This is a genomic window from Mycoplasma sp. CB776, assembly GCF_054343395.1.
Genome location: NZ_JBTGVD010000015.1, coordinates 1 through 26,384 on the forward strand (window position 1 = coordinate 1; position 26,384 = coordinate 26,384).

Here is a 26,384-nt window from a genome sequence, read left to right on the forward strand (position 1 = left end):
ATTTAATTTGAGAAGTAATTTGCTATTCAGTTTTGAAAGAACTATTCGCTCCTGATTAGGAGTTTTTTTATTATTTAAATACTTAAATAATAAACTTTTTAATGAAAAAATTTTTATTAAAAAAAGCAAAAAAATGTTTATAATTTAATGGTAGCAACGTAGAAGGAGAGGGATGGAATTTAAAATTTTAGATTTATTTTCAGGTGCTGGTGGTTTTTCATCAGGTTTTGAACAACATAAAGATTTTAAAACTAGTATTGCTGTAGATTTTGATCAAAATGCCTTAAAAACCTTTAAATTTAACTTTCCTAACACTAAAATAATTTGTGGTGATTTAACTTCAAAAGAAGTAAAGTCGCAAATTATTGAAACTGCTAAACAAGAAAAAATAAATATGATAATAGGTGGACCACCTTGTCAAGGTTTTAGTTTAAAAGGAAAACTTAAAGGTTTAGATGATCCAAGGAATTTTTTATTTTTAGAATATTATAATTTAGTCAAAGAATTAAAACCAGAAGTTTTTGTTATTGAAAATGTTAAAAACCTTTTAAATACATTAGATGGTTATTTCATTAAGCAAATATATGACAAATTTACTAATCTTGGTTATCAAATTAATTATGGAATTTTAAATGCTAAAGACTTTGGAGTACCGCAAAAAAGAGAAAGAGCAATTATTATTGGTTCTTTATCTAAAAACATTAATTTGCCTATTAAAAATACAGAAAAAATAGTTACTGTTAAAGACGCTATTTCTGATTTAAATTATTTAGAATCTTCAGAAGGTTCTTTTGAAAGTAAATATTTATTCAAGTCTCAAAGTGAATATCAACAGATGTTAAGAGGGGATAAATTATTTAATCATCAAGCAACAAATCATTCACAAATTGCTTTAGAAAAGTTAAAAATGATACCAGCAGAAGGGAATAAAAATCATTTACCTAAAGAACTATGAGGAAAACAAAGATTCAATACAACTTGATCAAGATTAAAATGAAATGAATTTAGTCCTACAATTGATACTAGATTTGATACTCCTTCTAATGGAAAAAATTCTCATCCTGTTTTGAATCGTTCTATTACACCAAGAGAAGCAGCAAGATTACAAAGTTTTCACGATAGTTTTGTTTTTTTAGGACCAAAAACTAGTATTTGCAGACAAATAGGAAATGCTGTTCCACCATTTTTAGCAAAAGCTATAGCAACACAAATCGCAAATTCGTATAATCAAAAAGAAAAAGAAAACAATTATAAATTATATAATGGTGATGCTTATAAAATAGTTGATGATCTTATTGAAAATAAAATTATGGTAGATCATATTATTTGTGATCCACCTTATAATATTTCAAAAGAAAATAATTTTTCAACTCTAAATTCGCCAAGAAAAGGAATTTTGTTTGGACAATGAGATCAAAATTTTGATTTATTTAGTTGAATTCCAAAGTATGTCCAACTTTTAGATAATAACGGTTCGATAATTATTTTTTGTTCTTATAAATATATGAGTTTTATAATAAAAGAACTAGAAAATAGTAAAATAGAAGTTAAAGATGTTTTAGTTTGACAAAAAAGCAATCCAATGCCAAGAAATATAAATAGAAGATATGTTCAAGATATGGAATTTGCAATTTGAGGTGTTAAACAAAAAGCAAAATGAATATTTAATAAACCAAAAGAAAAACCATATTTAAGATCGCTTTTTGAGTTCCCTATTGTATCAGGGAAAGAGAAAGTTGATCATCCTACTCAAAAAAGTTTAAAATTAATGGAAGAAATTATCAAAATTCATACAAATGAAGGAGATTTAATTTTAGATCCTTTTATGGGTAGTGGAACTACAGGGGTTGCTGCACTAAAATTAAAAAGAAATTTTATTGGAATAGAAAAAGATGAAAAATATTTTAAAATAACAAAAGAAAGAATTGAAAAAATAAACATAAAATAATTTTATGGAGGTTTAGTATAATGGCAGTACAATGGATTCCAAACCCATTGGTAAGGGTTCGATTCCTTTAACCTCCGCCATATGTAAAAACACCAAATGGAGTAAAATGGAAAAAGAAAAAAACATATTTAATTATTTAATAAAAAATACGTCCAAATTTAATTTATCAAGTACAAATTTCTTTGAATTTTTAGATTTAAATGGAGCTAAAAAACTGATTTATGCTTTTGAAAAATTAATTTTTCAAGAAAATAAAAAACAAAAAATTTTTATTGCAAATCAAAATAGCGAAAAAGCAGATAAAATTAGTGAAATTTTTATTTCTTTATTTGAATTTAAAGATACTAATCAAATTACAACATTAAGAAAAAAAGATTCTATTTTTTTTCCTTTGTTTGCTTTTGCTTCTAGAAAAGTAGGTTTTGATTATTCTATTTATATTAGTGAAAATCCTTTAAGCAAAGAAATAAGTATTAGCTTTTATAAAGGAAATATGCAGTTTTTGAGCAAAGAGGAAATTGAAAAAATGAAATTTTATTTTGAATATGAAACAAATTTAGAATTTGAGAACATTCAAAAAAATAATAGTTTTTCAATTTTGAAAATTGACAATATTGTTGAAAATTTTGCAACCACTTTAATTAATGATTTTATGCTACGAAAAAATGATTCTAAAATTCTTAATATAGGTTTTTTAAATAAAAATAATGACATTAAATTATTACAACAAAAGATAGTTGGAAAAATGGATTTAAAATTTAATTATTCTCCTTTTAGCATAATTAAAAGTAAAATGATTAATAAACTTTACTTTAATTTATTTAAAAAATCTGATGTTTTAATAGATTATGAAAATGACTTTAATAACATTATTTTTTATGTTAAAAATAAAAATAAATATATAAAAATAAGTGATATTGAACTATTTATTACTATATGTCATTTTTTAAATACTGAATTAAATACTACCAAAATTTTAATGAATAATGAATTATTTAAAATAATAGATTTAGAAGTAATTAAACAGAGACTTTTAAATAAAGAGGGTAGTAACTTAATTAATGTCAATTTGGATTCTAAAATGAATATTACTATAGAACAAAAAACTTCTTTAGTTTTTGACAATCCTTTTAAAAACCTTATTTTGTTTTTAAATTTTCTAAATTATTGCAAAACACAAAATTTAAATTTTGAAAAAATACGTGACTTTTTAAAGAAAATTTATAAATACAATGAATTAGAATTTAATTCCTTAACAAGTAAAATTAATCTAGAAAAAACAAAAAATATTTTCTTTGAAAAAGGATATAAACTGATTTTTGAACATCAAAATGATTCTATGCAAACATTTTATTGTTATTTTGAAAATAAAATGAGTGAAAAAATTTGATTTTTTTATAATTTTTCTTTTTGTAATGCAAAAATTATGTATGAATCCAAAAAAAATGTAAAATATAATTATTTTATGCACAAATTAATAAAAAGGATTAAAAATGACAACAAAATTTAAACAAAAAGAATATAGATTATTAAATAATGGAAAATCCCTTGAAAAAGGAGATGTAATTTCTTTTAAAGCAACTAACACAATGTTTGAAGATGTAGAAATCAAAAATTTTGATAAATTAACAATTATCTCTATTTTTCCTTCTTTAAACACTAGAGTTTGTGATGAACAAACAAAAGAAATTTCTAAATTAGCATCAGAATTTAAAGAAGTAAGATTTATCTCTATTTCACTTGATTTACCAAGTGCTATTGCTGAGTGAAAATCAGTAAATTTATTACCTAATATTGAAATCTATTCAGACTACAAACATAGAGAATTTGGACTAAAATACGGATTTTTAATTGATCAAGTATTTTTACTAAATCGTGGTTATATAGTGATAAACAATCAAAATAAAGTTATAGATTTTTCATACAACACAGATGTACATGAACAAATAAATTTTGAAAAAATTAGAGAAATTATCAACGAAAATATTTAAATTCAAAATATTAACTTTAAACTGCACCAAGCGGTTTTTATTTTCTGCTATCATTGTAAAAATTTCACTTTTTTCTTAAAATATTTAAAATTTTTATTATAATTTATATACTTTTATGATAATTACTAAATAATAAATAATATCAAATAAAAAATTTTAAAAAAATCTCAAAAAAATTTGGTTTTTTTAAAAAAAATAGTATAATTATAAAAGTATGTTAATACGAGACAAGCTCGAGTGGCGGAATAGGTAGACGCAAGGGACTTAAAATCCCTCGGTGGCAACACCGTGCTGGTTCAAGTCCAGTTTCGAGCACCAGTGCGCCCTTAGCTCAGCAGGTAGAGCAAATGGCTTTTAACCATTGGGTCAGAGGTTCGAATCCTCTAGGGCGTACCATTTCAATATATTGTCCAAAGAAAATACCTTTATAGGTATTTTTTTATTTTTTAATTTATTAAAATAAAGGAAAAATAGATGTTTTCAAAAAAGCGAAAGAAAAAACTTAGTTTCCTAAGTTAGTTATTTTTAGCATTTTTCATTGAACGCATAACAGCTTTAATTTGTGTTTCAGAAGCTTTTCTTCCCATTTGTAGGAACATAGCTCTAATCATTTTTTCAGTAATTGGAGGATTTTCTTTTATTTGTTTTTCAAACATTTTCTTAGATACTAAAACTCCGATGATACCACCAACAATAAATAAAATTACTGCAACAGCAATAACAATACCTATTCAACCACCAAGACCTACTCCCCCAGCTGTTTCCACAACTTTTACATTAGTTGCTTCATTAAAAATTTTTAACATAAATTTCCTCCTATGATTTTTCTCCTTATATTATACCAATCAATTAATAATTTTAGGTGAAAACTATTAATTTTATTAATTATTATTATATTATTTTTTTGTTTTATAAAACAATAGTTCCTCCAATAATTCAGGAAATTCCTATAATACAAAAAACAAGACCAAAAAATAAAGGACTAACTAATTTTATTTTTTCTCAAACTGGTAAATACATTCCAGTGCTTTCATAGTCAATGTTTTTTACACTCTTTTGGTTGTTTTTTTCTTTATATTTAATTAATTGCTTTTCTTTGTACTCTTGTGCTTTTCTTTTTGTTCTTGGATAATAAAAAAATAAAATAATTCCAAGAACAATAAAAAGAGATCCAAATAAAATGGTTGCTCATAAAGGTAAACCATCTAATTTTTTATTTTCTAGTGATCCTATTTGATTCATAATATTAAATTATAAAACTTTTTAAAAATATATTATAATTAAAATAATATTTAATTAGGAGGAATAATGTTTAATGTTAATGATTTTAAACCAGGGATAACTTATCAAGAAGATGGTGAACTTTTTATTGTTTTAGAGTCCCAACACTCAAAACAAGGTAGAGGTCAAGCAACAGTTAAAGCAAAAGTAAAAAACTTAAGAACAGGAGCTACAACAATTAAATCCTACACAGGTGGAGATAAAGTTGAAAAAGCTCATATAGAAAAAACAGGTATGAATTATCTATATAACGACGGAAACGAAATTATTTTAATGGATGAAGAAACCTATGAACAAATTGGAATTGATGTTTCTAAACTTCAATGAGAATTAAACTTTTTAAAAGACGGATTAAAAGTTATTGTTAGAAAATTCGAACAAGAAATTTTAGATATTGAATTACCTATCAATATTGAATTAAAAGTAATTGAAGCTCCAGAAGCTGTTAAAGGAAATACTACAACAAACCCACAAAAAAAAGTTATTGTGGAAACAGGTTTTGAAGTTGAAACACCTATGTTTATTAAAGAAGGTGAAATTATTATTGTTTCAAGTGAAACAGGAAAATACGTTGGAAGAGCTGGTAAATAAATATGAATTATGTTATTGTTAATTACGGTCTTAATCAAATTTATACTGTTTATGAACAATCATTTTTACAAACAGTAAAATCTGTATTTTCTAAAACTGATTTTGTAAAACTAGATGGTGATGTTAAGATAAAATTTAACAATTCCAATACCAATATTAGTATAGAAGCTCAATTTTACATTTATGAAAACAAACATGAATTTAGCGATATTATCAATAACTTAATTAACTCTTTAAGAGAATCAATTAAGTTACTTATAGGGATAGATGCTGAAAATATTTCATTGTTTTATAAAGGAAAAATAAATAAAAAATAAAATTAAAGGATAAAAATGAACTACAATAAAAATTTAGATCAACTTTCCATTAATACTTTAAAAATTAATGGAACAGCAGCAATAAATAAAGCAAATTCAGGTCACCCAGGGATTGTTTTAGGTGCTGCAACAATTATGCACACTTTATTTTCAAGACATTTAGTTTTTAACCCAATGTCTCCAGAATGAATTAATAGAGATAGATTTATCTTATCAGCAGGACACGGTTCAGCATTATTATATGCTCAATTAAGAGTTTTAGGATTAATTAAAAAAGAAGATTTAATGAACTTTAGACAAATGGATTCTTTAACACCAGGTCACCCAGAATTTGGACATACAATAGGAGTTGAAGCAACAACTGGACCACTTGGTCAAGGAATTGGAATGGGAGTAGGACTTGCACTTGCAGAAAGTCATTTAAATTCTAAATTTTCTGAAATTAACCACTATACATATGTTTTATGTGGTGATGGAGACCTTCAAGAAGGAGTTGCTAATGAAGCTTTATCTCTTGCAGGAAAATGAGAATTAAACAAATTAATTATTTTACACGATTCAAATGATGTGCAACTTGATACAAAAGTTGAAGCAGTAAATGCAGATGATTTAAGACTAAAAATGGAATCACTTGGATTTTTCTACCAACAAGTAAAAAATGATGTAGAAAAAATTTCTAAAGCAATTGAAAAAGCAAAATCATCTAAAAAACCTTCATTTATAGAAGTAAAAACAATCATTGGTGAAGGTGCAACAAAACAAGGAACAAGCGATGTGCACGGTGCTCCACTTGGTAAAGACTTTGAAAACCTAAAAACCAAATTAAACTGAACAATGGATGATTTTGAATTACCACAAGAAGTTGAACAATATTACAGAGAAACTCTGTTTAAACGTGGAGAAAATGCACAAAATTCTTTTACAGAATCAGAAGAATTAAAAAATTATTTAGAAAATGCTAATAAAGAAATTTCTATTAATTTAACATTAAAAGAAAATGATGCTACTAGAAATTCTTCAGGTGCTGTTATTAAATATTTAAACGAAAATACACAACACTGAATTGGTGGATCAGCAGACTTAGTTGCTTCTACTAAAGCTGGTGGAGCTGATGGAGTATTTTCAGTTGAAAACAGACAAGGAAGAAACTTATTATTTGGAGTTAGAGAATTTGCAATGGGAACAATTGCAAACGGACTTGCACTTCACTCAGTTCTAAAACCTTTTATTTCAACATTCTTTGTATTTTCAGATTATGTAAAACCAGCAATGAGACTTTCAGCACTAATGAAATTGCCTGTAACTTATGTATTTACACACGATTCAGTGTTTGTTGGGGAAGATGGACCAACTCACCAACCAATTGAACAATTAGCTATGCTTAGATCATTGCCTGGAATTAAAGTTTTAAGACCTGCTGATGAAAAAGAAGTAATTGCTTCATATGAATTAGCAATTAATTCAGTAAATAAACCACACGTTATAGTTCTAACAAGACAAAACATTACTTCACTTGCTTCAACAAATAAAGACTTATTTAAACAAGGAAGTTACTTTGTGAATAAAACAAATTCTAAATACGCTTTAGTTGCAACAGGAAGTGAACTAGCAACAGCACTAAAAATTGGTAAAGAATTTGATTTAAACGTTATTTCAGCATCTAACTGAGATAATAAAGTGCTTTGAAACCCTATGAACACTATTTCTATTGAAGCGGCTTCTACTTTTGGATGAGCTAAATTAGCAAGACACAATATTGGACATAATGATTTTGGTTATTCAGCTCCAGGTGATCTAGTTTATAAAAAAATAAAACTTGATTATGAATCAGTAAAACAATACGTTTTAAAACACTTTAAATTAAATAAATAAAGAAGGTGTATTACAAAAACAACAAATTTACAACCAAATACACCATCAACTGATTCCAAGTATTTTACTAAATCAAAAATTTTTAAAATTACAATTTCCGATATAGTTTTAAGTGGAATTTTAATTGCTATTTATTTAATAATTACTTCTATTTTAAGATTAACGATTTTTACAAGTAAATTAAACATTAGTTTTGAAATACCTTTTAGTATTATTTTAGGTTTAGTTTTTGGACCTTTTAAAGGTGCTTTTCTTGCAATAATTGCAGATACTTTTACTTTGCTAATAGTTGGAAGTATAGCAACTTGAATGATTGAATATGCAATTGTACCACCACTTATCGCTATAGTTTCTTGATCTTTGTTATATATTTACCAATTAAAAAATAAATGAAGTTTTATAGTTATAATCACTTCATTTGCTTTGGTAATAGTTACAATGCTTTTAATTTACTTTTTAGAAGTTTTAAATACTACCAAAAATGTTAGAATTGAAAATATTAATAAAGACTGAAGAAGTTTTTTTACAAAAGAAATAGTATTAACTTTTATTTCTATTTTTTCAATAGTAAGTATTGCAGTTTTTAGTTTCTTTATTTTTAAATATTTTAAGACTAAAAAAGAAATTTATTACCTTTTAACCTTTATTTTCGCAACTATTTGCATTATAATAATCATTTTCCGTTGACTTTGAGGACCGATTGCTTTTATTAATTATTACAATCGTTTTATCGCTGTTAAAACAAATAAAGGAAGAGAAATTAGTGGATATTTCTACTTCTATCTTACTCCAATAATTTTAAAAGGTTTAATTACAATTCCAATTTATACAACAATATTAACGTTATTAGTTCCTATCTTATTAAAACTCAAAAAGAAATACGATCAACCAAAATATTAATAATAAAACTCATTCGTTTGAATGAGTTTTTTATCTTTCTTTCTTTAAAAAATCTTGTCAAGAATTTAAAACATTATTAGTGTTTATTAATTTTTGTTTGTATTTTTGATTTGAATTGGTGATGTAATCAAAAAAGTAATCTAAAATAACAAGGTGAGAAATTTTTGAAGCAATAGGAACTAATTTATCTAAATTATTGATTTTGGCATAAGTTATTTTTATATCAATTAATTCAGAAAATATTTTTTCAATATTCGAAGTAATAACTATTGTTTTTGCTCCAAATTCTTTTGCTTTTTTAAGAGCAAAATAAATTTCATTATTTCTAAAATTATTGCTCAAACAGATGATTGCATCATCTTTTTCAAGAGTTCCAAGTAATGGAAACATAGTGTGGAAATCCAGTTCAAAAGTTGCATCAAATCCTATTTTCTTTAGATTTGCACAAAATTCAGAAAGAATTTTTCCACTTGAACCAAGTCCAAATAATAGCACCTTTTTTGCTTTATTTAAATAGTTAGTAGCAAGTTTGATTTTATAGATATTTTCTTTTTGCACAGCAGAATTAATTGCATACTGTTGAGTCTTATAAATATTAAGAAAGTTCTTTTCAGTTTTTAAGAATTTTGTAGAAATATCTAAAATATCTAACTCTTTTATTCTTTTGTTAATAAAAATAGTTAGTGCTCTATAATTGTTAAAACCATATTTCTTGGCAAATCGTGAAATTGAAGCCTCGGAGCAATAAATTATCTGTGATAATTCTTGCTGAGTAAGGTCAAATTCCTTTTCATGGAATAAATTTATAAACTCAAGAATTTTTAATTCTACGTTAGTTAAAGAGTTAATTTTGGTCAAAATATTGTTAGTCATATTAATAATATTTTAATATATTAAATAATAAATGAAAGAAACTTTCAAAAATTTATTTTTTTCTTTCATTTATAATAAAATTATTTATGGATAATATAAAGGAGATTTTATGAAATATTCACAAAGTGTTTGTGCTATAAATAGTTTTGAATCACTTAAAATATTAGATGAACTTTCAAATTCTGGTATGACTCATATTCATATTGATTTTATGGATAGTTTTTATGTTCCAAGTTTTGGTTTTTCTTTCGAACAAGCAAAATTTTTAATCGAAAGATTCAAACATATAAATTTTGATGCTCATTTAATGGTGAAAAAACCTTTAAGATTAATTGAAAAATTAATCGAAGTAGGATTCAAAACGATTTTTATGCCAGCAAATGAAATATCACTTGAAGATTTTGTAGATGCTACTAAAAATTATCCAAATATTTGCTTTGGAATAATGTTAGAAGCAAATAATAATCCAGAAGACTTTAGAAATATAATATTAAATTCAAAAAAAATTCTTTTGATGACTATTGATAAAATAGGTGGTACTGGACAAAAATTAAATAATTTATTATTTTCAAAAGTTAATACAATTAAACAAATAAATAAATCGATTGAAATTTATTCAGATGGTGGCTTAAGAGTGACAAATAGTGATGAATTTTATCAAAATAATATAGATGTAGCTGTTGGTGGTTCCATAATATATTATTTTGATAGTGCTAATAAATTTATGAAATGATGAATAGAGAAATATGATTCTTAATATAGCAGTAATTGTTTTAGGTTCGCTTCTTGGTTTTATACTTTTAGTAGTCATTATTTGACGTTTATACGAGAAAATTAAAGGTAAAAAAAGCAATTTCAATTCTTCTAAAATTGGAAACACATCTAAAAAAACTCTTGAAAAACTATTGATTTTTGATTCATTAAATGATTCATTAACTTTAAGCAATATTCTTGTAAAAAATAATTTTGCTAAAAAAGGTTATTCGCTTTTTAGTGGAGTTGTTCTTACAAAAGAAAAAATTTATTTAATTTCTGATTGTGTTTCACTTGACAACTATGAAAAAATTTTAATTGATGAAAAAGGTGTTTTTTTACAAAAAAATAATAAATCATTTAAAAAAGATCTTTGAGAAACCTATTGATTAAATGAGTCATCAAGATGACTTGAGAAAAGATTCAAAGATAAATATGAAATTTTAATTCTTGTTGATGAAAATCTTAATAGTGATTTAATTGAAAATAAAACAAAATACAGATTTATAGATATTTATTCATTAAATAAAGAAATAGAAACTCAAAGTCAAACTTTAATGAATCCACAAAAGGTAAGTGAAATATTTTTAAAAAACAATTTATTTAAAAAGGAAGATTCTAAATAATGAAGTTTAATATTTTAGGGATTTTTCTTTTAGTTTGTGTTTTGATAATCCAAATTTTTATTGTTTTTGTTTATAAAATAAACTTAAAAATAAAATATCAAAAAATTGGTTTAAATTTGGTAGAAAAACCAACAGTAATTGTTCAGAAAAATTTAAGTACTAAATTCAATAAAATATTTAATTTAAGTTTAAATATTAGTTGATTTAAAACTCAAATTAATATAAAAAAATCCTTGTTCTTTATCTCTAAAGAGAATTTAGGTTCAAATATTTTTTCACTTGTTAATTTACTTCACTTTAATTTTTATTGTTCAAATATAAAGAAAAATACAGAAAAAATAACTCTTATCTTTAAATATTTAATGATTTTATTATTTAGTACAGGTTGAGTTTTACTTACTATGGATTTATGAATTTGATCACTTTGTGTATTATCTTTATTTATTTTACTATTAGTATTTGAATTTGTTTTTAGTTATAAAATTTCTAAAATAGCATATATACAAACGAAAAATTATATTATTGAAAAATATCATAATCAAAATCTAAACTTAATTTTAAGTTATTTAAAATACAAAAGATTTTCACTTTTAGAAAAATATTTAACTTTTTATATTACTATCATTCAAGAATTAACTATTAAGTTTAAAAATTGGGGAAAAAATGAATAAAAAAACTAAACAAGAGTTAATTGAACATTTAGTTTATAAATATGCACTAGATGAAAAATATTTATCACAATTGTCATTAGAACAACTTGAAGAACTTTATCAAGAAAAAGAAAAAGAATCGTTATTAATTGCTAAAAACCCAAATAAATTCTTTTACATTAAAAGTTTACCTGTTCCAAAAGAAGTAGAAACAAAAACTTCTACAAAAGGCGGTTGAATAATATTTGGAGCATTTATTACAGTAATTATTTTTGCAGTTGTTTTGTTTTTATTATTAGCTTTCTTAAAAAATTAAAATAAGGAGAAAAATGAAGTTATTTGACAAAAAAATGATGGAATGACAAGATAATTGTCAAGATTGAAAGGAAGTTGTACACAAAGGTGTAGAACTACTTGTAAAAGAAAATAAAGCTACATGAGAATTAGAGAAAAAAATTTTAGATTCAACTGCACAATACGGAGCTTATTATGTTTTAGAAAAAGGAATAGCATTGCTCCACGGTCCTGCAGGAGATCATTGTTTAGAAGCTGCAACTTCCACACTTATTTTAAAAGATGAAGTAGTATTTAATAATCAGGAAGACAAAAGTGCAAGAATTATTATAACTCTTTCAGCACCAGATAATACTTCTCACATTGGTTTTATTCAAGAATTTGGAAATTACTTTATGAATGAAGAATTTAAACAAAAAGTTTTAAAAGTTAAAAATATGCAAGAGTTTTTGGATTTAATAGAAAAATACGAGGTGAAATAATGAACATTAGATGTGTTTGTGGTTCTGGTTTAGGTTCAAGTCTTTTATTAGAAATGAATGTCAAATCAGTTTTAGATAAATTGGGAGTAGATTACGAATCTGTTGAACATACTAACATTTCATCATTTTCAAAAAATGGTGTTGATTATGTAGTTGTTGGTGCAGATGTTGCTCCTACATTGGATTTTCCAAAAGAAAAAATGGTTGTTTTAACCAACATTTTATCAAAAGATGAATTAGAAAAAAAATTAAAAGAATTATTAAAAATATAATTTTAGAAAGGAATTAAAATGGCTTTTCTTTTATGAATGCTTAATTTTTTAAAAGCCTTTGTAGCAGTACCTGCTTTATTAGTTGGTATTTTTACAATGATTGGAGCCCTTGTTTTAAGAAAAAAGGGTTCACAAGTTGTAGTAAGTACTTTTAAAGTTATTGTAGGTTTCTTAATTATGGGTGGTGGAGCTGGAGTTCTTGTTGGTTCACTAAACAAGTTCCAACCAGTTTTCCAAGCTGTTTATAGTTTAAATGGTATTATACCTAATAATGATGGTTTTGTTGGAGCTTTAGCAAAAGCATTACCAGAAATTGCTACTTTAGGTTCAATTATAATGTTAGTTGCAATGTTGTTAAACATTTTATTAGCACTAACTTCAAGATTTAAATATGTTTATTTATCAGGACACGTTTTATACTATACTTCCTTAATGTTAGCAGCAGTAATGTATGTAATCGGTTTTGATTTTCAAAATAGTGTTGCAGACTTTGTTTTAGCAATGTTTGCAGGAGCTGCTCTTTTAGCAGTTTATATGGTTATTTCACCAGCAGTTCAACAAAGATACATGAGACAAATTGTTGGGAGTGATGAAATCGCTTTAGGACACACTGGTGGATTTGGTTATGCTTTATCTGGATTAATCGGTGAAGCAGTTTATAAACTTAAAAAAGGAAAAGTTCTTTCAACAGAAGAAATTAAATTTCCACAATCACTATATTTCTTTAGAAACACACTAGTTTCTATTTCAATTACAGTATTTATTTTCTATCTTGCAGCATTTTTACCAGGTGGAATTTTATTTGAACTTGGAAAAATAACAAATAAAGAAGCTTTAGCTGTTTTAAGCGATGGAAACTGAGTTATCACAATGATAGTTCAAGCATTTACATTCACAGCTGGAGTAGAAATTGTTTTAGCTGGTGTTAGATTATTTATTGGTGAATTAGTGCCAATGTATAAAGGATTTAGCGATAAATTAATTAAAAATTCTAAAGCAGCTGTTGACTGTCCTGTAGTATTCCCTTATGCTCCTAATGCAGTTATTATTGGATTTATTTCTTCTTTTGCTGCTGGACTTGTAGGAATGGCTATTACTATTGGTTTAGGAGCTGCAAGTTTAATTCCTGCAGTTGTATTACCAGGATTAGTTCCTCACTTCTTCTTAGGAGCAACTTCTGGAGTATTTGGAAACGTTAAAGGTGGAATAATTGGTGCAATAGTTGGTCCATTTGTAGTTGGATTAATTATTACATTTATTCCTGTATTCTTTGTTCTTGGAAATTGAACTCCAACTAACACAAATGCTTTAGGAAAATTACTTGAAGCATCTAACTCAGTAAAAGCAGATTCATTAATTTCACTAAACTGAGGAGATACTGATTACTTTATTGGTTACATTCCAGGAATTATAGGATTAATCCCTAAAGCAGGAAAATATGTTGCTTTTGGTACAATCATTGCAACTTACTTAGCATTAGTTACTGATGGACTTGTTAAAAGATTTGTTTTTGACAAAAAAAATAAAGGTGAAGTAAAAAATGCGTAAAAAACATTTGGACTACACTGCAAATGAATTTATTGCAACAATGCGTGCAGTTGCTATTGACGGAATAAATAATGCAAAACAAGGGCATATTGGAATGGCTCTTGGTGCTTCTGAAATCTTTTATGCACTTGTAGGACAAGTAATGAGATTTAGTCCTTCTGATCCAAAATGAATCGATAGAGATCGTTTAGTTTTATCAGCAGGACATGGTTCAATGGGATTATATTCCATTTACCATTTACTTGGATTATTAAGCATTGATGATATTAAAGCACATAAAGAATATAATTCTAAAACTCCTTCACATCCAGAAATTGATAAATTAGAATTTGTCGATGCTTCTACCGGTCCATTAGGACAAGGTGTTGCAATGGCAACGGGAATGGCACTAAGTGCTAAACACTTAATAAAAAGATTTAATAAAGATCGTTTAAATATTTTTAACCACAACATTTTTGTAGTTTGTGGAGATGGGGATTTACAAGAAGGAGTAGCTTTAGAAGCAATCCAATTTGCTGGTACAAATAAACTATCTAAACTTGTAATCATTCACGATTATAACAATATGCAAATTGATTCAGCATCTTCTGAAGTAAATAACATAAATTTTGAACTATTTTTCAAATCTCAAAATTTCAATGTTATTATTTTAAGAGATAATGATCCAGTTGAAATTCAAAAAGCATTAGAAAGAATTAAAGACACAGTAAAACCTACTTATATTCAAGTTCCTACCACAATCGCTTATGGAACAGATGTTGCAAACTCTCCAAAAGGACACAATGGAATTTTAAGTCCAGAAGCAACTGTTAGTTACAAAAAAAGACTTGGTTTAAAAGAAACTAAACCTTTTGAATACAATGAGCAAGCTTATGAATTTGGAAGACAAATGATTATTTCCAAATCAACAGCTTACACAAGATGAGTTAATAATTTTGAAAAATTAAAAACAAGATATCCAAAATTAGGAAGAGAACTTGAAGCGTTAATTAAAAGGGAAAAATCCTTTGATTTTAAAGATTTTAAATTTAAACAAACTAATGTTGCTACAAGAAATTATGTTGCTGAAATAATGCAATATTTAGATGGAAATTATGAAGATTTTATGGGTGGTTCTGCAGACCTTAGAAGTGCTACTAAAGTAGGTTTTGATTCTAATAGAAATATCAAATATGGAATTAGAGAATTTGCAATGACTGCTATCAACAACGGAATAAATTTACACTCAGGATACACTACTTTTGGTTCAACTTTCTTAGTTTTTGCAGACTATGCAAAACCAGCTCTTAGATTAGGTGCACTAATGGAAATCCCTTCTATTTCTGTATTTAGTCACGATTCTTATCAAGTAGGAGGAGATGGTCCAACTCATCAACCGGTTGAACAAATTGGGATGCTCCGTTCTATACCTAATTATTTAGTATTTAGACCAGCAGATGAAAATGAAATGCTAAATTCTTTTAAATATGCATTAAATAGCAAAAAAACACCTTGTGCTATAATTACATGTCGCCAAGAAGTGAAATCATTTAATTTACAAAAAAATGAATTTAAAGCAGCTTATTTCATTGATAAACAAGAAAGTGCAAATATTACACTTCTTGCTTCTGGTTCAGAGGTGAGTTTAGCTGAGCAAGTAGCTAATGAATTGAAAAAAATTAATATTAAAGCAAGTGTAATTTCTGTTCCATCCTTGCAATTATTGCTCGATGATGAAAAACTTATAAGTCAGTTAGAACTTGCTAAACAACCATTATTTGCAATCGAAGCTTCTAACGATCATTTATGATACAAACTTTCTAAATATTCTAAATTTGATGCTCATTTAGCAAAAGACTTTGGACACTCAGCACCAGGACAATTTGTTTATGAGTTAAATGGATTTAATAAAGAATTTTTAGTAGAAAAAATCAAATTATTTTTAGAAAAATAATAAAGAAAAAAACAAAAAAAGCATTCATTAATTGAGTGCTTTTTTCTTTAATTGTACTTTTGATCAATTAGTTTCATTCCAATTTCATCACAAAGAATATTTAAGGTAATTTTTACTTCTATCTCAGTTTCAAATTTATCTTTAATTTTTATTGAAAAAATATTTTGATATAAAGCATATAGTTCATTTATGACGTTTTCTATACTTTCTCTTTTAGTTAATGAAAAGGTAATGTCTCTTGATTTTAATGGTGAATTATCATACTCTTTAAATATTACTTTCTCTTTTTCAATAGCATCTAAATTGATTTCAGCAAACAAAGCATCACTGATATTTAGATATGGAGAAATTTTTCCAATTCACCCTACAAGAGTGTTGTTGTGGTATATTAAAGCGGTTGTTCCTGTGTGAAAATTATTAATATCTTCTGCTCTTTTGAAAGTTAAATTTTCTGAAACATTGTTTAAAATCACTTCTTTTAATTGATTGAAAGGATAAGAAGTTGAAGCTAAAGCTAAAACATTCTTAAATTCATTAACCATTCCTACTTCAAAAATAGAAATATCTGTGATTTTTCTTTTTTGATTATATTCAATCACTTCTGCTAAAGAAATTGCTAAAGAGTTTCTAATTTCTTCTCTTTCTTTGGAAACGAAAGTTTCTAAAGTTATATTTTGTTTGAAATCAAAAGGATTAAAAACATTACGTTCTTTTGAAATTAAAGAATAAGTTCAAACTTCTTGAAAACCACTAGAAGAGATTTTTTCTTTAATAATATTTGGTCTATTAATTAAAAATGAGTTAATTTTTGGTTGATTTAAAATCAAATTATTAAATCCATAAAATCTTAAAACTTCTTCAAGAATATCATCTATATCTTCAATATCATGTCTATAGTTAGGAACAATAATTTGTTCACCTTTAAACTCAAAACTAAGAATTTCTAGTGATTTTTTAACTGTTGCAAATCTTTCGGTTTTTGAAATTTCACTTCCTGCAATTCTATTAATGTAATTGATATCAAAATAAATAGATTTTTGCTCTATTTTTGGTAGATTGATTATTTGTGAAAATTCAGTTAAATAATTAGATAAAAAATGATGACCTAAAAGCATTGTACCTAATGAAACTTTTTTGGATGATTGTTTATAGGAATTAGAATCAATTTTGAGTTGCTTTGCTGTATGTCTTACATCTTTAATAGAGAAATTACCAATTTCAAAAATAATTTCTTTAGTATCTTTAGTTATAGAAGTTTTTTCTGCTCCCATAACTCCAGCAAGAGAAACTGCTTGATTATTTCCATCATAAATGGCAAGTGCGTTTGTAAAATCTACAATTTTATTACCAAGTGCTTCAAATTTTCCAGAAAAAATTTGTGGTTGTAAAGGACTTTTAATAGTATTTTTATTATATGCATGAGTGGGCATTCCGCTCATAATCAAGGTTAAATTAGTTAAATCAACTATAGGGGAAACTAATTTAATTCCTGATTTTAAAAGTAAAAATGAATCTTGTATATTTAGTTTAAAGTTACCATATTTTTTAGCTTCAATACCTGTTAAAAGATTGTTTTCATTATTTTTTATAATAAAGTTGCTATTAAATGTTGGATTTTTATAATTTATATTTAGAGGTTCTGAAAGGAAAAAGGCAGCTAATTCTTTTGCCATTATTAAATAAGAGTTAGCATCAGAACGATTGCTTAGAATTTTAATATCAATTAAATAATCATCAAGATCAAGCAAATCTAAAGGATTTTCCTGTAAATTTACTTTTTGAAAAGTAAAAATACCTTCTTTAAATTCGTCTCAAACTAAGTTAGTATCAAAACCAAGTTCATTTAAAGAAACAAGCATCCCTTCTGAATTAATACCTTGTAATTTTTTTTCAGCAAAAATCATTTTTCCATTGGTAGAACCAGGAACAAATGCCATTACGTAATCATTTTGCTTAACATTTGTTGCTACAGTTTGAATAACTCTATCTTTATCAGCAAATTCGATTTCACAAACATTCAATTTATCAGCATTTGGATTTTTATAGATGTTTTTGATTCTACCAAATTTAACACCTTCAATGTTATTAAATTTTTGATAACTTTCAACTTCAAAACCTATGGAATTTATTGCTTCTAAAACATTTTCAAGTGTAATTTTAGCATCAAGATTAGCTAATTGTCTTAATTTTTTATATGAAAAAATCATTAGTTTTCCTTTCTAAATTGATTTAAAAATCTTAAATCATTTTTGTAAAATTCTCTAATATCCTGAATTTGGTATTTTATCATTGCAATTCTTTCAAGACCAATTCCTGCTGCAAAACCATTCATATCATTTGTATATCCTGCTTGCTTTAGCACATTTTTATGTAGCATTCCTGCACCTAAAATTTCTATTCATTTATTTTTGTAAAAAACATCTACTTCTACTGAAGGTTCAGTGAATGGAAAATAAGATGGTCTCATTCTAATTTGAACTTCTTCTTCTAAAACATAAGATAAAAAAGATTTTAATGTTCAGATTAAATTTGGAAAATTAACATTACCTACACTAATAAAATCTACTTGTGTAAATTGATGAGAATGTGTTTGATCATCTTCGTCATTTCTATAAACTTTTCCAATTGAAAATTGACTAAAAGACTGATTTTTAAACATTTCTAAAGTTTTTGCACTTATTCCTGTGTTATGAGTTCTTAAAAGTAGATTTTGATTAATATACAGAGAATCTTGCATTTCTCTTGCCGGATGATCTTTTGCAATATTTAGTCTTTCAAAATTATATTCATCACTAACAATTTCTGAATCTGTGTATTCTAAATATCCATTTTGTGAAAATCACTCTCTTATTTTTTTAGAAACTAAAGTTATAGGGTGTAATGAACTTTTTGATTCCAAAGGTTCATTAACATCAATTCATTCGTTTTGAATTTTAGATTCAATTCTATGTTTTTCTATATTTTCAGCAGCTTTTTGAAAAAAAAGTTCAGCTTTTTCTTTTAATTCCTTTATTTTTTTTCCAATTTGTGCCTTTTTATCGTTAGTAGTTTGTTTTAATTCTTTAGTTAATTTTGCTATTTCACCTTCAGGTCCAAATACTTTATTTTTAGCTTGTTTTAAATCTTCGAGATTTTTTATTTTATCTAATTCCATTTTTCCCTTTCTAATATGTAAAATTATATATAAAAATATGTTTTTAACAACATTTTTTGCATTATAATATATTTAAAATTATTAAAATAAATGATTAAGAATAAGGTTTGTATGATGAAAATTAATAAAAAAACAATAATGGTATTTTCTGTTCCTATAATTGCTCTAACTTTAGGGATTACAACAACTTCCATTTTAATTACTAAAAAAATTAATAATGAAAAAATAAACAAACAAAATAATCAATTGAAATCATTTATTTATAATCAACCAAACAGTGAATTAGATTCACTATTAGAAAAATTTTATTTTAAATTTATCAATAATAATGATTTAAATTTATATCAAAAAGAAAAGTTATCTTTAAACTTGCAAAAATTCGTTTCAGAATATAATGCTTTTTTAAGCAAACCTTTGACATTATTAAACTCAAGGATAGAAAAAAAATATCCTGATTTATTAAAAAAATCAAATGAATTAATTGAATTTAAAAACAAAATTAAGAAAATTGTTTCAAACATTAATTTAAATAATTTCAATTTTGAAGATAATACTAACCAATTAATAGAAAAGAATAAAGATATAGTTTACATAAATCAACAAAATAAAAATCTAAATGATGAATTAGATATTTTTTCTACTAAAATAAACTCTACAAATTTTTATAATAATTTTCTTTTAAAATTAGTAGATAAAAATTTTTTAAATGACATTATGGATGTAAATTTTTCTTATTCTAATTACTTTCAAAAAATAAAAAACTTAGATTTAGAGATAAACGAAATTAAGGATACAATTTCTTTTTTAGATTTTTACTTTGAAAAATCTGATAGTAATTTAAAAAATGAAATAAAGCAAATTACAACCAAATATAAAGAAAAAATACAGGAAAAAAGTGTCTTCTCTCTCTCTCTCTCTCGAATTTAACCCAAGTTAATAAATATATAAATCTTATTTTAAATGACTTAAATTCTTTTATAAGTTCAAATAAACTTTTTGATGATTATTTAATTTATAAAAAAGAAGAGTTTTTAATAAAAATAAATAATAGTTCTTTTTTAAGTGAAGAACAAAAAAATACTTTTAAAAAGAAATTAAAAGAAGTAAATACAATTATAAAAGAACAATATTTAGAAATTGAATTTAATAATGAATTGGAAGATTTTCAACTATCTAAATCTAACTTAATAACAGAAATAAATCAGTCAAATATTAATAAAAAAAGCAAGTTTGAATTAGTAAATAATGTAAAATCTCTAAAATTCAAAACTGAAATTCTTGATTTTAAAAACTCTTTAGAACAACTTTTTTCTAAAATAGAAAATTTAAAAACACTAATTTTAGAATTTGAAAATGGAATTTTAAATAACACTTTGTCAGGAGAAAAACAATTTAATTTTTTAAAAGAAAAAATAAAACTTGATTCATTTATTAAAAATAATGAATTGTTAGATGTAGATATTTTTGATCTCACTAAATCAATAGATAAAGTAGATCAATTCATTTCAAAATTAAATGAAATAAAAAATGCAACCGATACAACAAATGATGATTTGCAAACTATTTTTGATAGAGAAGCAAATGCAAATTTAAGTAATTTTCAATTAAATGCTAATACAGAAAAGTTTGATTTAAAACAATATTTATACTCTGGTTCTATTAATTTAAAAAATGCAAATTTATATTTTGGAGCATTAGATACAGATTTTATCGATTACACAATTTCCAATTTACAACTAAAAAAAGATAATAGAAATATTCTTGTTGTAACAATAGATGCTGTTGCAAAAACTGATTCTAATTTACATACAATAATAAGAAAAGAAATAGATTTTTCTACTAAAGATATTACACCTATCATAAATGATATATCTATTGCAAATTTAGATGAAGTTTTTGACATTAACTACTTTGAATTATCTAAAATTAAATTTAGAGAATTTCTTGAAAATGAAACATATAAAAAGTATTTAATAAAGAAAAAACAGGGTATTTCCAATTTCTTCAGTTATGATATACTACCTAATTTTAGTTTAGAAAATAACACAAATAAATTACAAGCAACAGTAAATATTTTATTTAATAAGCAAGTTATAAAAACTTTTAATCTCACTTCTTTAAAAGCAGTAGAATTTGAAAATGAAAACACCGAAAAAGATGACGAAATAAACAAAAACAAAATTTTACAACTTTTAAGTGGACCAGTTGGTGATTTATTAGAAGAATTTAAATTTAAAGATGGTGTAAGAAAAACTCACACAGACTATTATTCAAAAGATGCAAAAATAGCAATTGAAAATTCCTATATTTTACCTAAATATGGTAGATATGAAATTTATGTAGAAAATGTTGAAAGTTATAATAATATAAAAGATGCTAAATATAAAAATAAAGGTGGAGATGCAAATGTTTTCTTTTGATACAAAATAGATGGACAAAAAGTACCTTTACCTGAAAATAAATCAAGATATATAAAAACAGTTGATTTCTTTAGACATTTTACTTATGAAGCAATAAAACCAATTAATGGTAAACAATTTACAGCAGCCGATTTTAAAGGAAATTACAGTGAAATAGAAGAAAATTTCAAAACAGAAATCAATAAAATTAATGAAACTAATTTTCAATATAGAAAAGTTCAAGGAAAAGCAATTAAACAAGGGCAAATTACCTTATATAGAGCATTTAATATAAAAGATTTTCTTTCCCAAAATCATCTAGAAAAAATGAATTACTTTTTCAAATTAGCAAATGGAACTGATGATTCTGCTTTAGTTGGACAAAGTTATGATAATGACTGATTTGTACCTTTAGATGCTAAATTAATTACTAAAAGTGGAATTGTTAAAAGTACTGCAAACTTAAATGATTTATTATCTAAATACTTTTATTATTTCTATGATATAAAACAAATAAATAAGTGATCATTATCATTTAAAATTGGATTTATTAATATTTTAGATAATAACAAAAGATTTACTAATGAACAGGAATATGTGTTAGATAATGTTGTAAATGATTATCAACAAGAACTTTATCCTGCAGTTATTTTAAATAAAATAACTTTATCAGATATTAACGTTGATAAAGGGCAATTAAAAGAACACGATGTAACTTACTACAGAAATAATTTGGATGAATTAAATAGAATTATTACTTTAAACTATCCTGGTGATGAAATAGAATATAATAATTTTTCTTTACCTAAAAATCGTTTTAAAATTTCAGAAATTCAAAATGCAAATGATGATTTTGCATTTGTTAGATTTGCTTTTTACAAAAAAGATGATTCAGTTATTAAAAGTGATGTTTGATATAAAATTAGCGGATTTAAAAAGATTTCCACCAATGAAGGAATTAATAAACTTACATTTGATAATAACAAACTAAATACAGTCTTTTATTCAAAAAATGAAATTGAAAGAGAAAGGGAACTTGAACCTTTTTGAAAAGACTTAATTTGAACTTTAGATCCTAAAACCAATGTTGCATCTTGAGTGCTAAAAAAACAGTACATTGAAAAAACTTTTCTTGCATCAGGAACTAAAAACCGAAGTTTTAAATTAACTTTATTTGGAAATGTTTTATCAGTTGATAACGATAAAGATGATAGAGTAAGAAATGAATCTAAAGTTCCTAAGTTTGATTTTGATTTTGAAGAGTTAATAACAGGTAAACTAGTTATCAAAGAAGGTATTGTTGGTGGTTATAAATTTACAAAAGGAAACACTTGAATTCAAGTTCCTCCAGTTGAATACATTTTAAGTGCCAAATATGACGAAAATACGGGAATTTACTTTACTTTAAAACTAAAAAACCCTGAATATAAAATTATTATCGATACAACTTATACCCAACCAAATGATGTTAATTTTTCTCCATCAAGAGCTTTTATTTTAAATTTTGCACCAGCAAAAATTGTAATGAAATATACAAATAGTAAGCAAAATGAACATTTTAGTGATTACAAAACTAATCAATATAATTATGAACATGTAAATTACGATTTACAACAACAACCAATCTTACATTATAATGACGAAAATGTTGATTCAGATTATAGTGTTTATAATCCAAATCAAAATGTGATTTATAAAATTCATGAAGGATATAAACCAGATAGAGAGTGAATTAGAAGTGAGTGACATAATTGAGAACTTGTAAATACAGTAAAATCAAGAGCAATTAAATATGTTCCCAATATTAACCATACTCTTTGAAATGGTTCTGCAACAATAATAGCTAAAGTTAATTATGACATTAATGATCATAGATTTTATGTTTTAACTAATCACCATGTTGAAAAAGAAGTTGATAAACTTTCTAAAATTTCGGGAGAAAACTTACCATATACACCAAAAAGTCATAGAAATATTTTTATTGAAAGTGATAAATATAGAAATGATATAAATGATGGTTTTGGTTATCCTTCAACACGAAATGAAGTAGGTTTTGGTCAAATTCCTACCAAAATTTTATGGGTAGGAACAGGAGAAAGAAATCAAATTTCTAAAGATAGCAAACAAAAAGGAAATTATGATGCTGCTGTTTCAATTATTGATTGAGGAGATTATGTTAAAGAAGCAAAACGAGAAGGTAGAATGGGTATTGTTAAACATTTTCAAAATTTACAAACATTAGAAAATGTTAAATTGGATGTTGACTATAAAACAGCAGAAATTTTTGTACCAAATATAACAGATATGGCACATTTAGGTTTCCCTTATTGAGGATCTAAAACTGGTTATATAAATCACCGTCCTGATTTAAGAAAAAATAGTGTAATTTTTGCACAGTCATCAAATTTTTCACCTTTATATTTTGGTTCAGGTAACTCTGGTTCTGGGATGTTTGTTGATAAAAATAGCTTAGTTGGTTTGTGAACATCAGGAAATGGCGGGGGAACTTCAGAAATTTTTAGATATGACACTGATGAATATAACTTTTTTGGAATTAATTGAAATAATGAAAATCCATTAAATTTAAAAAATACTGGTTCTTTTGGCGCTCAAATCATTAGAGCAAATGCTAAAAATCCAAATGATTTCTCATTACCTTGGTTTTGAAAAGAAATTAAATAGCAAATTAATTAATAGTTAATAATATATCAAACTTTATAAAAGGAAGACTTGTTTTGTTAAGTCTAATGACTTTTCTTAATATTTACAGTCTATTAAAAGAAAATAAATCTTACAAAGTTAAAGTAGATTTAAATATCTTATCTAATTTTTTAAAATTAATTTCTAAATTATTGATATTATAAAATTTTTTAATTTTATCTTCTAAATTATTATTTTGAACAAATTCTTTAAATGTTTGATTATTTAATAAACTTCAAGAAACTAACATTTTTTTTATTGAATCATTTTCAATCATTTCTGTATATAAAGGACTAAGATTAGAGTATAAAAATTTATTTTTCAAATTAGAATAATTATTTTTACAAAAATCTAATCAGCAGTATTTATATAAATTTTCTATAGAAACTGCTATTGCATTGTTTATTTTTTTACTTAAAAAGGTTTTATTTCTAATTAATGAGTTTATGTCTCTTAATGTATAAAAATATAAAATGTCTTTTTCTTCAGTTTTAAAAGGATATTTATGTATTTTTGAATCAATTGTATTGAAATTATTTAAGATAAAAAAATCTTGATGATTAAAAATATCAAATTTGAATTTTAAGATATCTTCATAATTTGTTTCGATATTGTTTTGTCTTTTATATAAAGATAAAATTAAAGGAAATTCATTAGTTTTTTTATTTTTTAGTTGTTCAAATTCTTTGCTTGAAAAAATCATAGATTTTTCAAGTTTATAGTTTTGAAAAAAAGATTTTAATTTATTAAAATTTTGTTTTTTTATAAGAAAAGAAAGTGGGTGAATTACACAAATTAAATCTGCTTTAAGTTCATTATACATTTTTAAAAATGATAAACCTAAATCATTTGAAACAAGATTTTCATCCATTTCAAAAGAACCTTTTTTATTTTTTTGGTATTGACTTAAAGTGTCATTATATGGTGGATTCCCAATTATAAGAATTTTTTCATTCTCTTCTATTTTATATTTTCTTCTATTTACTTTTATAAGCGAATTTTCTTTATAAATGGAAATATTAGGGAAATTTTCTTTTATAAAATTAACACTGAATTCATCAATATCAGTTGCAATAAAATTGCTTTCTAAATCTAGAAAGTCATTAATGAAAGAACCATAACCTACACCTAAATCCAAAATGTGGTCAAATGGATTATTTTTAATTTCATCCATAACCCATTTTTTAGCTATTTGAACTATTTTTTTAGGACTATAATAACTTCCGAGTTGAATTTTTTGTTTTTCAACTAAGTGTATATTTTTTTCAAGATTAATTTGCTTCATTACTTTATTTTATCACATTATGTAATATAATTTAATTATGAAAATTAAAAATAATAGTGGAATTTTAGAATTATTTTTTTCTTCCAAAAATAAAGGAAAATTTCGTTGAAAAATCAAAGAAAGTGAAATAGATTTTCCTAAGACATTTGCTACAACAAAAGATTTTTTTCAAGATAATTGTTTTCTTGAGTGACAAATTAGTTATGATAAAGATGCTGAACAAAACAAAGAATTTGAATTTGTAAATTACAAAAATAAAAAGAAAAATCTTTTTGAATTATCATGAATATTAAAAGAATTAATAGAAAATAAAATGATTAGTACAATCGATATTAACAAATTAATTGAAAAAATAAAAAAATATAACTTTTATTTTGAAGAAAAGAAAATTCAATATCAAAAATCCGAAGAAATATTAATTGAAGAAATAAATTTTAGTCAAAAAAATATAGTTTTACCTAGGTAGTGTAAGATATTTTGTGTAAATTTCTCTTGCTTACTTTTTAGTAAGAGAT

The 26,384-nt window shown here is 24.6% G+C and carries 24 protein-coding genes and 3 tRNA genes; 21 read left to right on the forward strand and 6 right to left on the reverse strand.

Annotation, left to right across the window (positions count from 1 at the left end; all coding sequences use genetic code 4):
- Nucleotides 1–172 precede the first annotated feature (172 nt).
- From dcm to ACXX86_RS02265, 6 genes are all read left to right on the forward strand, one after another.
- Nucleotides 173–1,948, forward strand: a complete 1,776-nt coding sequence (gene dcm / locus ACXX86_RS02240; protein ID WP_458561051.1) for a DNA (cytosine-5-)-methyltransferase — start codon at nt 173–175, stop codon at nt 1,946–1,948.
- Nucleotides 1,949–1,954: 6 nt separating this feature from the next.
- Nucleotides 1,955–2,028: transfer RNA gene (locus ACXX86_RS02245), tRNA-Trp, on the forward strand.
- A gap of 26 nt (nt 2,029–2,054) precedes the next feature.
- The gene (locus ACXX86_RS02250; RefSeq protein ID WP_458559475.1) at nt 2,055–3,458 is read left to right on the forward strand and encodes a hypothetical protein; all 1,404 of its coding nucleotides are present in this window, start codon (nt 2,055–2,057) and stop codon (nt 3,456–3,458) included.
- A complete protein-coding gene (locus ACXX86_RS02255; protein WP_458561052.1) occupies nt 3,442–3,939 on the forward strand; it encodes a redoxin domain-containing protein in 498 nt (165 codons plus the stop codon). The genes ACXX86_RS02250 and ACXX86_RS02255 overlap by 17 nt, the downstream gene beginning before the upstream one ends.
- A 231-nt stretch (nt 3,940–4,170) precedes the next feature.
- Nucleotides 4,171–4,257, forward strand: a tRNA-Leu gene (locus ACXX86_RS02260).
- Nucleotides 4,258–4,259: 2 nt separating this feature from the next.
- Nucleotides 4,260–4,335 (forward strand) — tRNA-Lys (locus tag ACXX86_RS02265).
- Nucleotides 4,336–4,454: 119 nt separating this feature from the next.
- On the opposite strand, the gene ACXX86_RS02270 is transcribed toward ACXX86_RS02265, so the two are convergent.
- Together ACXX86_RS02270 and ACXX86_RS02275 are read right to left on the reverse strand one after the other, a co-directional pair.
- Entirely contained in the window at nt 4,455–4,745 is a 291-nt protein-coding gene (locus ACXX86_RS02270; RefSeq protein WP_458560670.1) for a YneF family protein, read from the reverse strand.
- Nucleotides 4,746–4,848: 103 nt separating this feature from the next.
- Nucleotides 4,849–5,181 (reverse strand): hypothetical protein, encoded by a 333-nt coding sequence (locus ACXX86_RS02275; protein ID WP_458557522.1) that lies wholly within the window; start codon nt 5,179–5,181, stop codon nt 4,849–4,851.
- 66 nt (nt 5,182–5,247) lie between these two features.
- Here ACXX86_RS02275 and efp point away from each other — a divergent pair, with 66 nt between their 5' ends.
- The 4 genes from efp to ACXX86_RS02295 all read left to right on the forward strand — a co-directional run bounded on the left by efp (nt 5,248) and on the right by ACXX86_RS02295 (nt 8,900).
- On the forward strand, nt 5,248–5,811 hold the full coding sequence (gene efp, locus ACXX86_RS02280) for an elongation factor P (protein ID WP_436358442.1): 564 nt from the start codon (nt 5,248–5,250) through the stop codon (nt 5,809–5,811).
- A 2-nt stretch (nt 5,812–5,813) separates the two neighbouring features.
- The gene (locus tag ACXX86_RS02285; RefSeq protein ID WP_436358441.1) at nt 5,814–6,128 is read left to right on the forward strand and encodes an MMB_0454 family protein; all 315 of its coding nucleotides are present in this window, start codon (nt 5,814–5,816) and stop codon (nt 6,126–6,128) included.
- A 15-nt stretch (nt 6,129–6,143) separates the two neighbouring features.
- Entirely contained in the window at nt 6,144–8,000 is a 1,857-nt protein-coding gene (locus tag ACXX86_RS02290; protein ID WP_458561053.1) for a transketolase, read from the forward strand.
- A gap of 309 nt (nt 8,001–8,309) precedes the next feature.
- Nucleotides 8,310–8,900, forward strand: a complete 591-nt coding sequence (locus ACXX86_RS02295; RefSeq protein ID WP_458559473.1) for a hypothetical protein — start codon at nt 8,310–8,312, stop codon at nt 8,898–8,900.
- Nucleotides 8,901–8,930: 30 nt separating this feature from the next.
- On the opposite strand, the gene ACXX86_RS02300 is transcribed toward ACXX86_RS02295, so the two are convergent.
- Nucleotides 8,931–9,773, reverse strand: coding sequence for a MurR/RpiR family transcriptional regulator (locus ACXX86_RS02300; protein ID WP_436358435.1), 843 nt, complete (start codon nt 9,771–9,773; stop codon nt 8,931–8,933).
- A 109-nt stretch (nt 9,774–9,882) separates the two neighbouring features.
- Between ACXX86_RS02300 and ACXX86_RS02305 the strand changes: the two genes are divergently transcribed.
- The 8 genes from ACXX86_RS02305 to ACXX86_RS02340 are packed head-to-tail and all read left to right on the forward strand — an operon-like array spanning nt 9,883 to nt 16,331.
- A complete protein-coding gene (locus ACXX86_RS02305) occupies nt 9,883–10,530 on the forward strand; it encodes a hypothetical protein (RefSeq protein WP_458560574.1) in 648 nt (215 codons plus the stop codon).
- Nucleotides 10,520–11,152, forward strand: a complete 633-nt coding sequence (locus ACXX86_RS02310) for a hypothetical protein (protein WP_436358433.1) — start codon at nt 10,520–10,522, stop codon at nt 11,150–11,152. The genes ACXX86_RS02305 and ACXX86_RS02310 overlap by 11 nt, the downstream gene beginning before the upstream one ends.
- On the forward strand, nt 11,152–11,823 hold the full coding sequence (locus ACXX86_RS02315) for a hypothetical protein (RefSeq protein WP_436358432.1): 672 nt from the start codon (nt 11,152–11,154) through the stop codon (nt 11,821–11,823). The genes ACXX86_RS02310 and ACXX86_RS02315 overlap by 1 nt, the downstream gene beginning before the upstream one ends.
- Nucleotides 11,816–12,118 carry a hypothetical protein gene (locus tag ACXX86_RS02320; protein WP_458561054.1) on the forward strand — a complete coding sequence of 101 codons (303 nt, stop codon included), beginning with the start codon at nt 11,816–11,818 and terminating at the stop codon, nt 12,116–12,118. The genes ACXX86_RS02315 and ACXX86_RS02320 overlap by 8 nt, the downstream gene beginning before the upstream one ends.
- A 13-nt stretch (nt 12,119–12,131) precedes the next feature.
- A complete protein-coding gene (locus tag ACXX86_RS02325; protein WP_458557528.1) occupies nt 12,132–12,578 on the forward strand; it encodes a PTS sugar transporter subunit IIA in 447 nt (148 codons plus the stop codon).
- Nucleotides 12,578–12,850: a PTS sugar transporter subunit IIB gene (locus ACXX86_RS02330; protein ID WP_436358429.1), complete on the forward strand. Its 273-nt coding sequence runs from the start codon at nt 12,578–12,580 to the stop codon at nt 12,848–12,850. The genes ACXX86_RS02325 and ACXX86_RS02330 overlap by 1 nt, the downstream gene beginning before the upstream one ends.
- An 18-nt stretch (nt 12,851–12,868) precedes the next feature.
- Nucleotides 12,869–14,398, forward strand: coding sequence for a PTS ascorbate transporter subunit IIC (locus ACXX86_RS02335; RefSeq protein ID WP_436358428.1), 1,530 nt, complete (start codon nt 12,869–12,871; stop codon nt 14,396–14,398).
- Nucleotides 14,391–16,331, forward strand: coding sequence for a transketolase-like TK C-terminal-containing protein (locus ACXX86_RS02340; protein ID WP_458561055.1), 1,941 nt, complete (start codon nt 14,391–14,393; stop codon nt 16,329–16,331). The genes ACXX86_RS02335 and ACXX86_RS02340 overlap by 8 nt, the downstream gene beginning before the upstream one ends.
- 47 nt (nt 16,332–16,378) lie before the next feature.
- On the opposite strand, the gene ACXX86_RS02345 is transcribed toward ACXX86_RS02340, so the two are convergent.
- Nucleotides 16,379–18,538, reverse strand: coding sequence for a phenylalanine--tRNA ligase subunit beta (locus ACXX86_RS02345; RefSeq protein ID WP_458561056.1), 2,160 nt, complete (start codon nt 18,536–18,538; stop codon nt 16,379–16,381).
- Nucleotides 18,538–19,485, reverse strand: coding sequence for a phenylalanine--tRNA ligase subunit alpha (gene pheS, locus ACXX86_RS02350; RefSeq protein ID WP_436358425.1), 948 nt, complete (start codon nt 19,483–19,485; stop codon nt 18,538–18,540). Before pheS ends, ACXX86_RS02345 begins: the two co-directional genes overlap by 1 nt.
- Before the next feature lie 90 nt (nt 19,486–19,575).
- Here pheS and ACXX86_RS02355 point away from each other — a divergent pair, with 90 nt between their 5' ends.
- Nucleotides 19,576–20,412 (forward strand): hypothetical protein, encoded by an 837-nt coding sequence (locus ACXX86_RS02355; protein WP_458561057.1) that lies wholly within the window; start codon nt 19,576–19,578, stop codon nt 20,410–20,412.
- A gap of 227 nt (nt 20,413–20,639) precedes the next feature.
- The gene (locus tag ACXX86_RS02360; protein ID WP_458560579.1) at nt 20,640–24,566 is read left to right on the forward strand and encodes an MGA_1079 family surface serine endopeptidase; all 3,927 of its coding nucleotides are present in this window, start codon (nt 20,640–20,642) and stop codon (nt 24,564–24,566) included.
- 109 nt (nt 24,567–24,675) lie between these two features.
- Here ACXX86_RS02360 and ACXX86_RS02365 read toward each other — a convergent pair whose 3' ends face one another.
- On the reverse strand, nt 24,676–25,869 hold the full coding sequence (locus ACXX86_RS02365; RefSeq protein ID WP_436358423.1) for a hypothetical protein: 1,194 nt from the start codon (nt 25,867–25,869) through the stop codon (nt 24,676–24,678).
- A 37-nt stretch (nt 25,870–25,906) separates the two neighbouring features.
- Between ACXX86_RS02365 and ACXX86_RS02370 the strand changes: the two genes are divergently transcribed.
- On the forward strand, nt 25,907–26,335 hold the full coding sequence (locus ACXX86_RS02370) for a hypothetical protein (protein WP_458561058.1): 429 nt from the start codon (nt 25,907–25,909) through the stop codon (nt 26,333–26,335).
- The last annotated feature ends 49 nt before the right edge of the window (nt 26,336–26,384 follow it).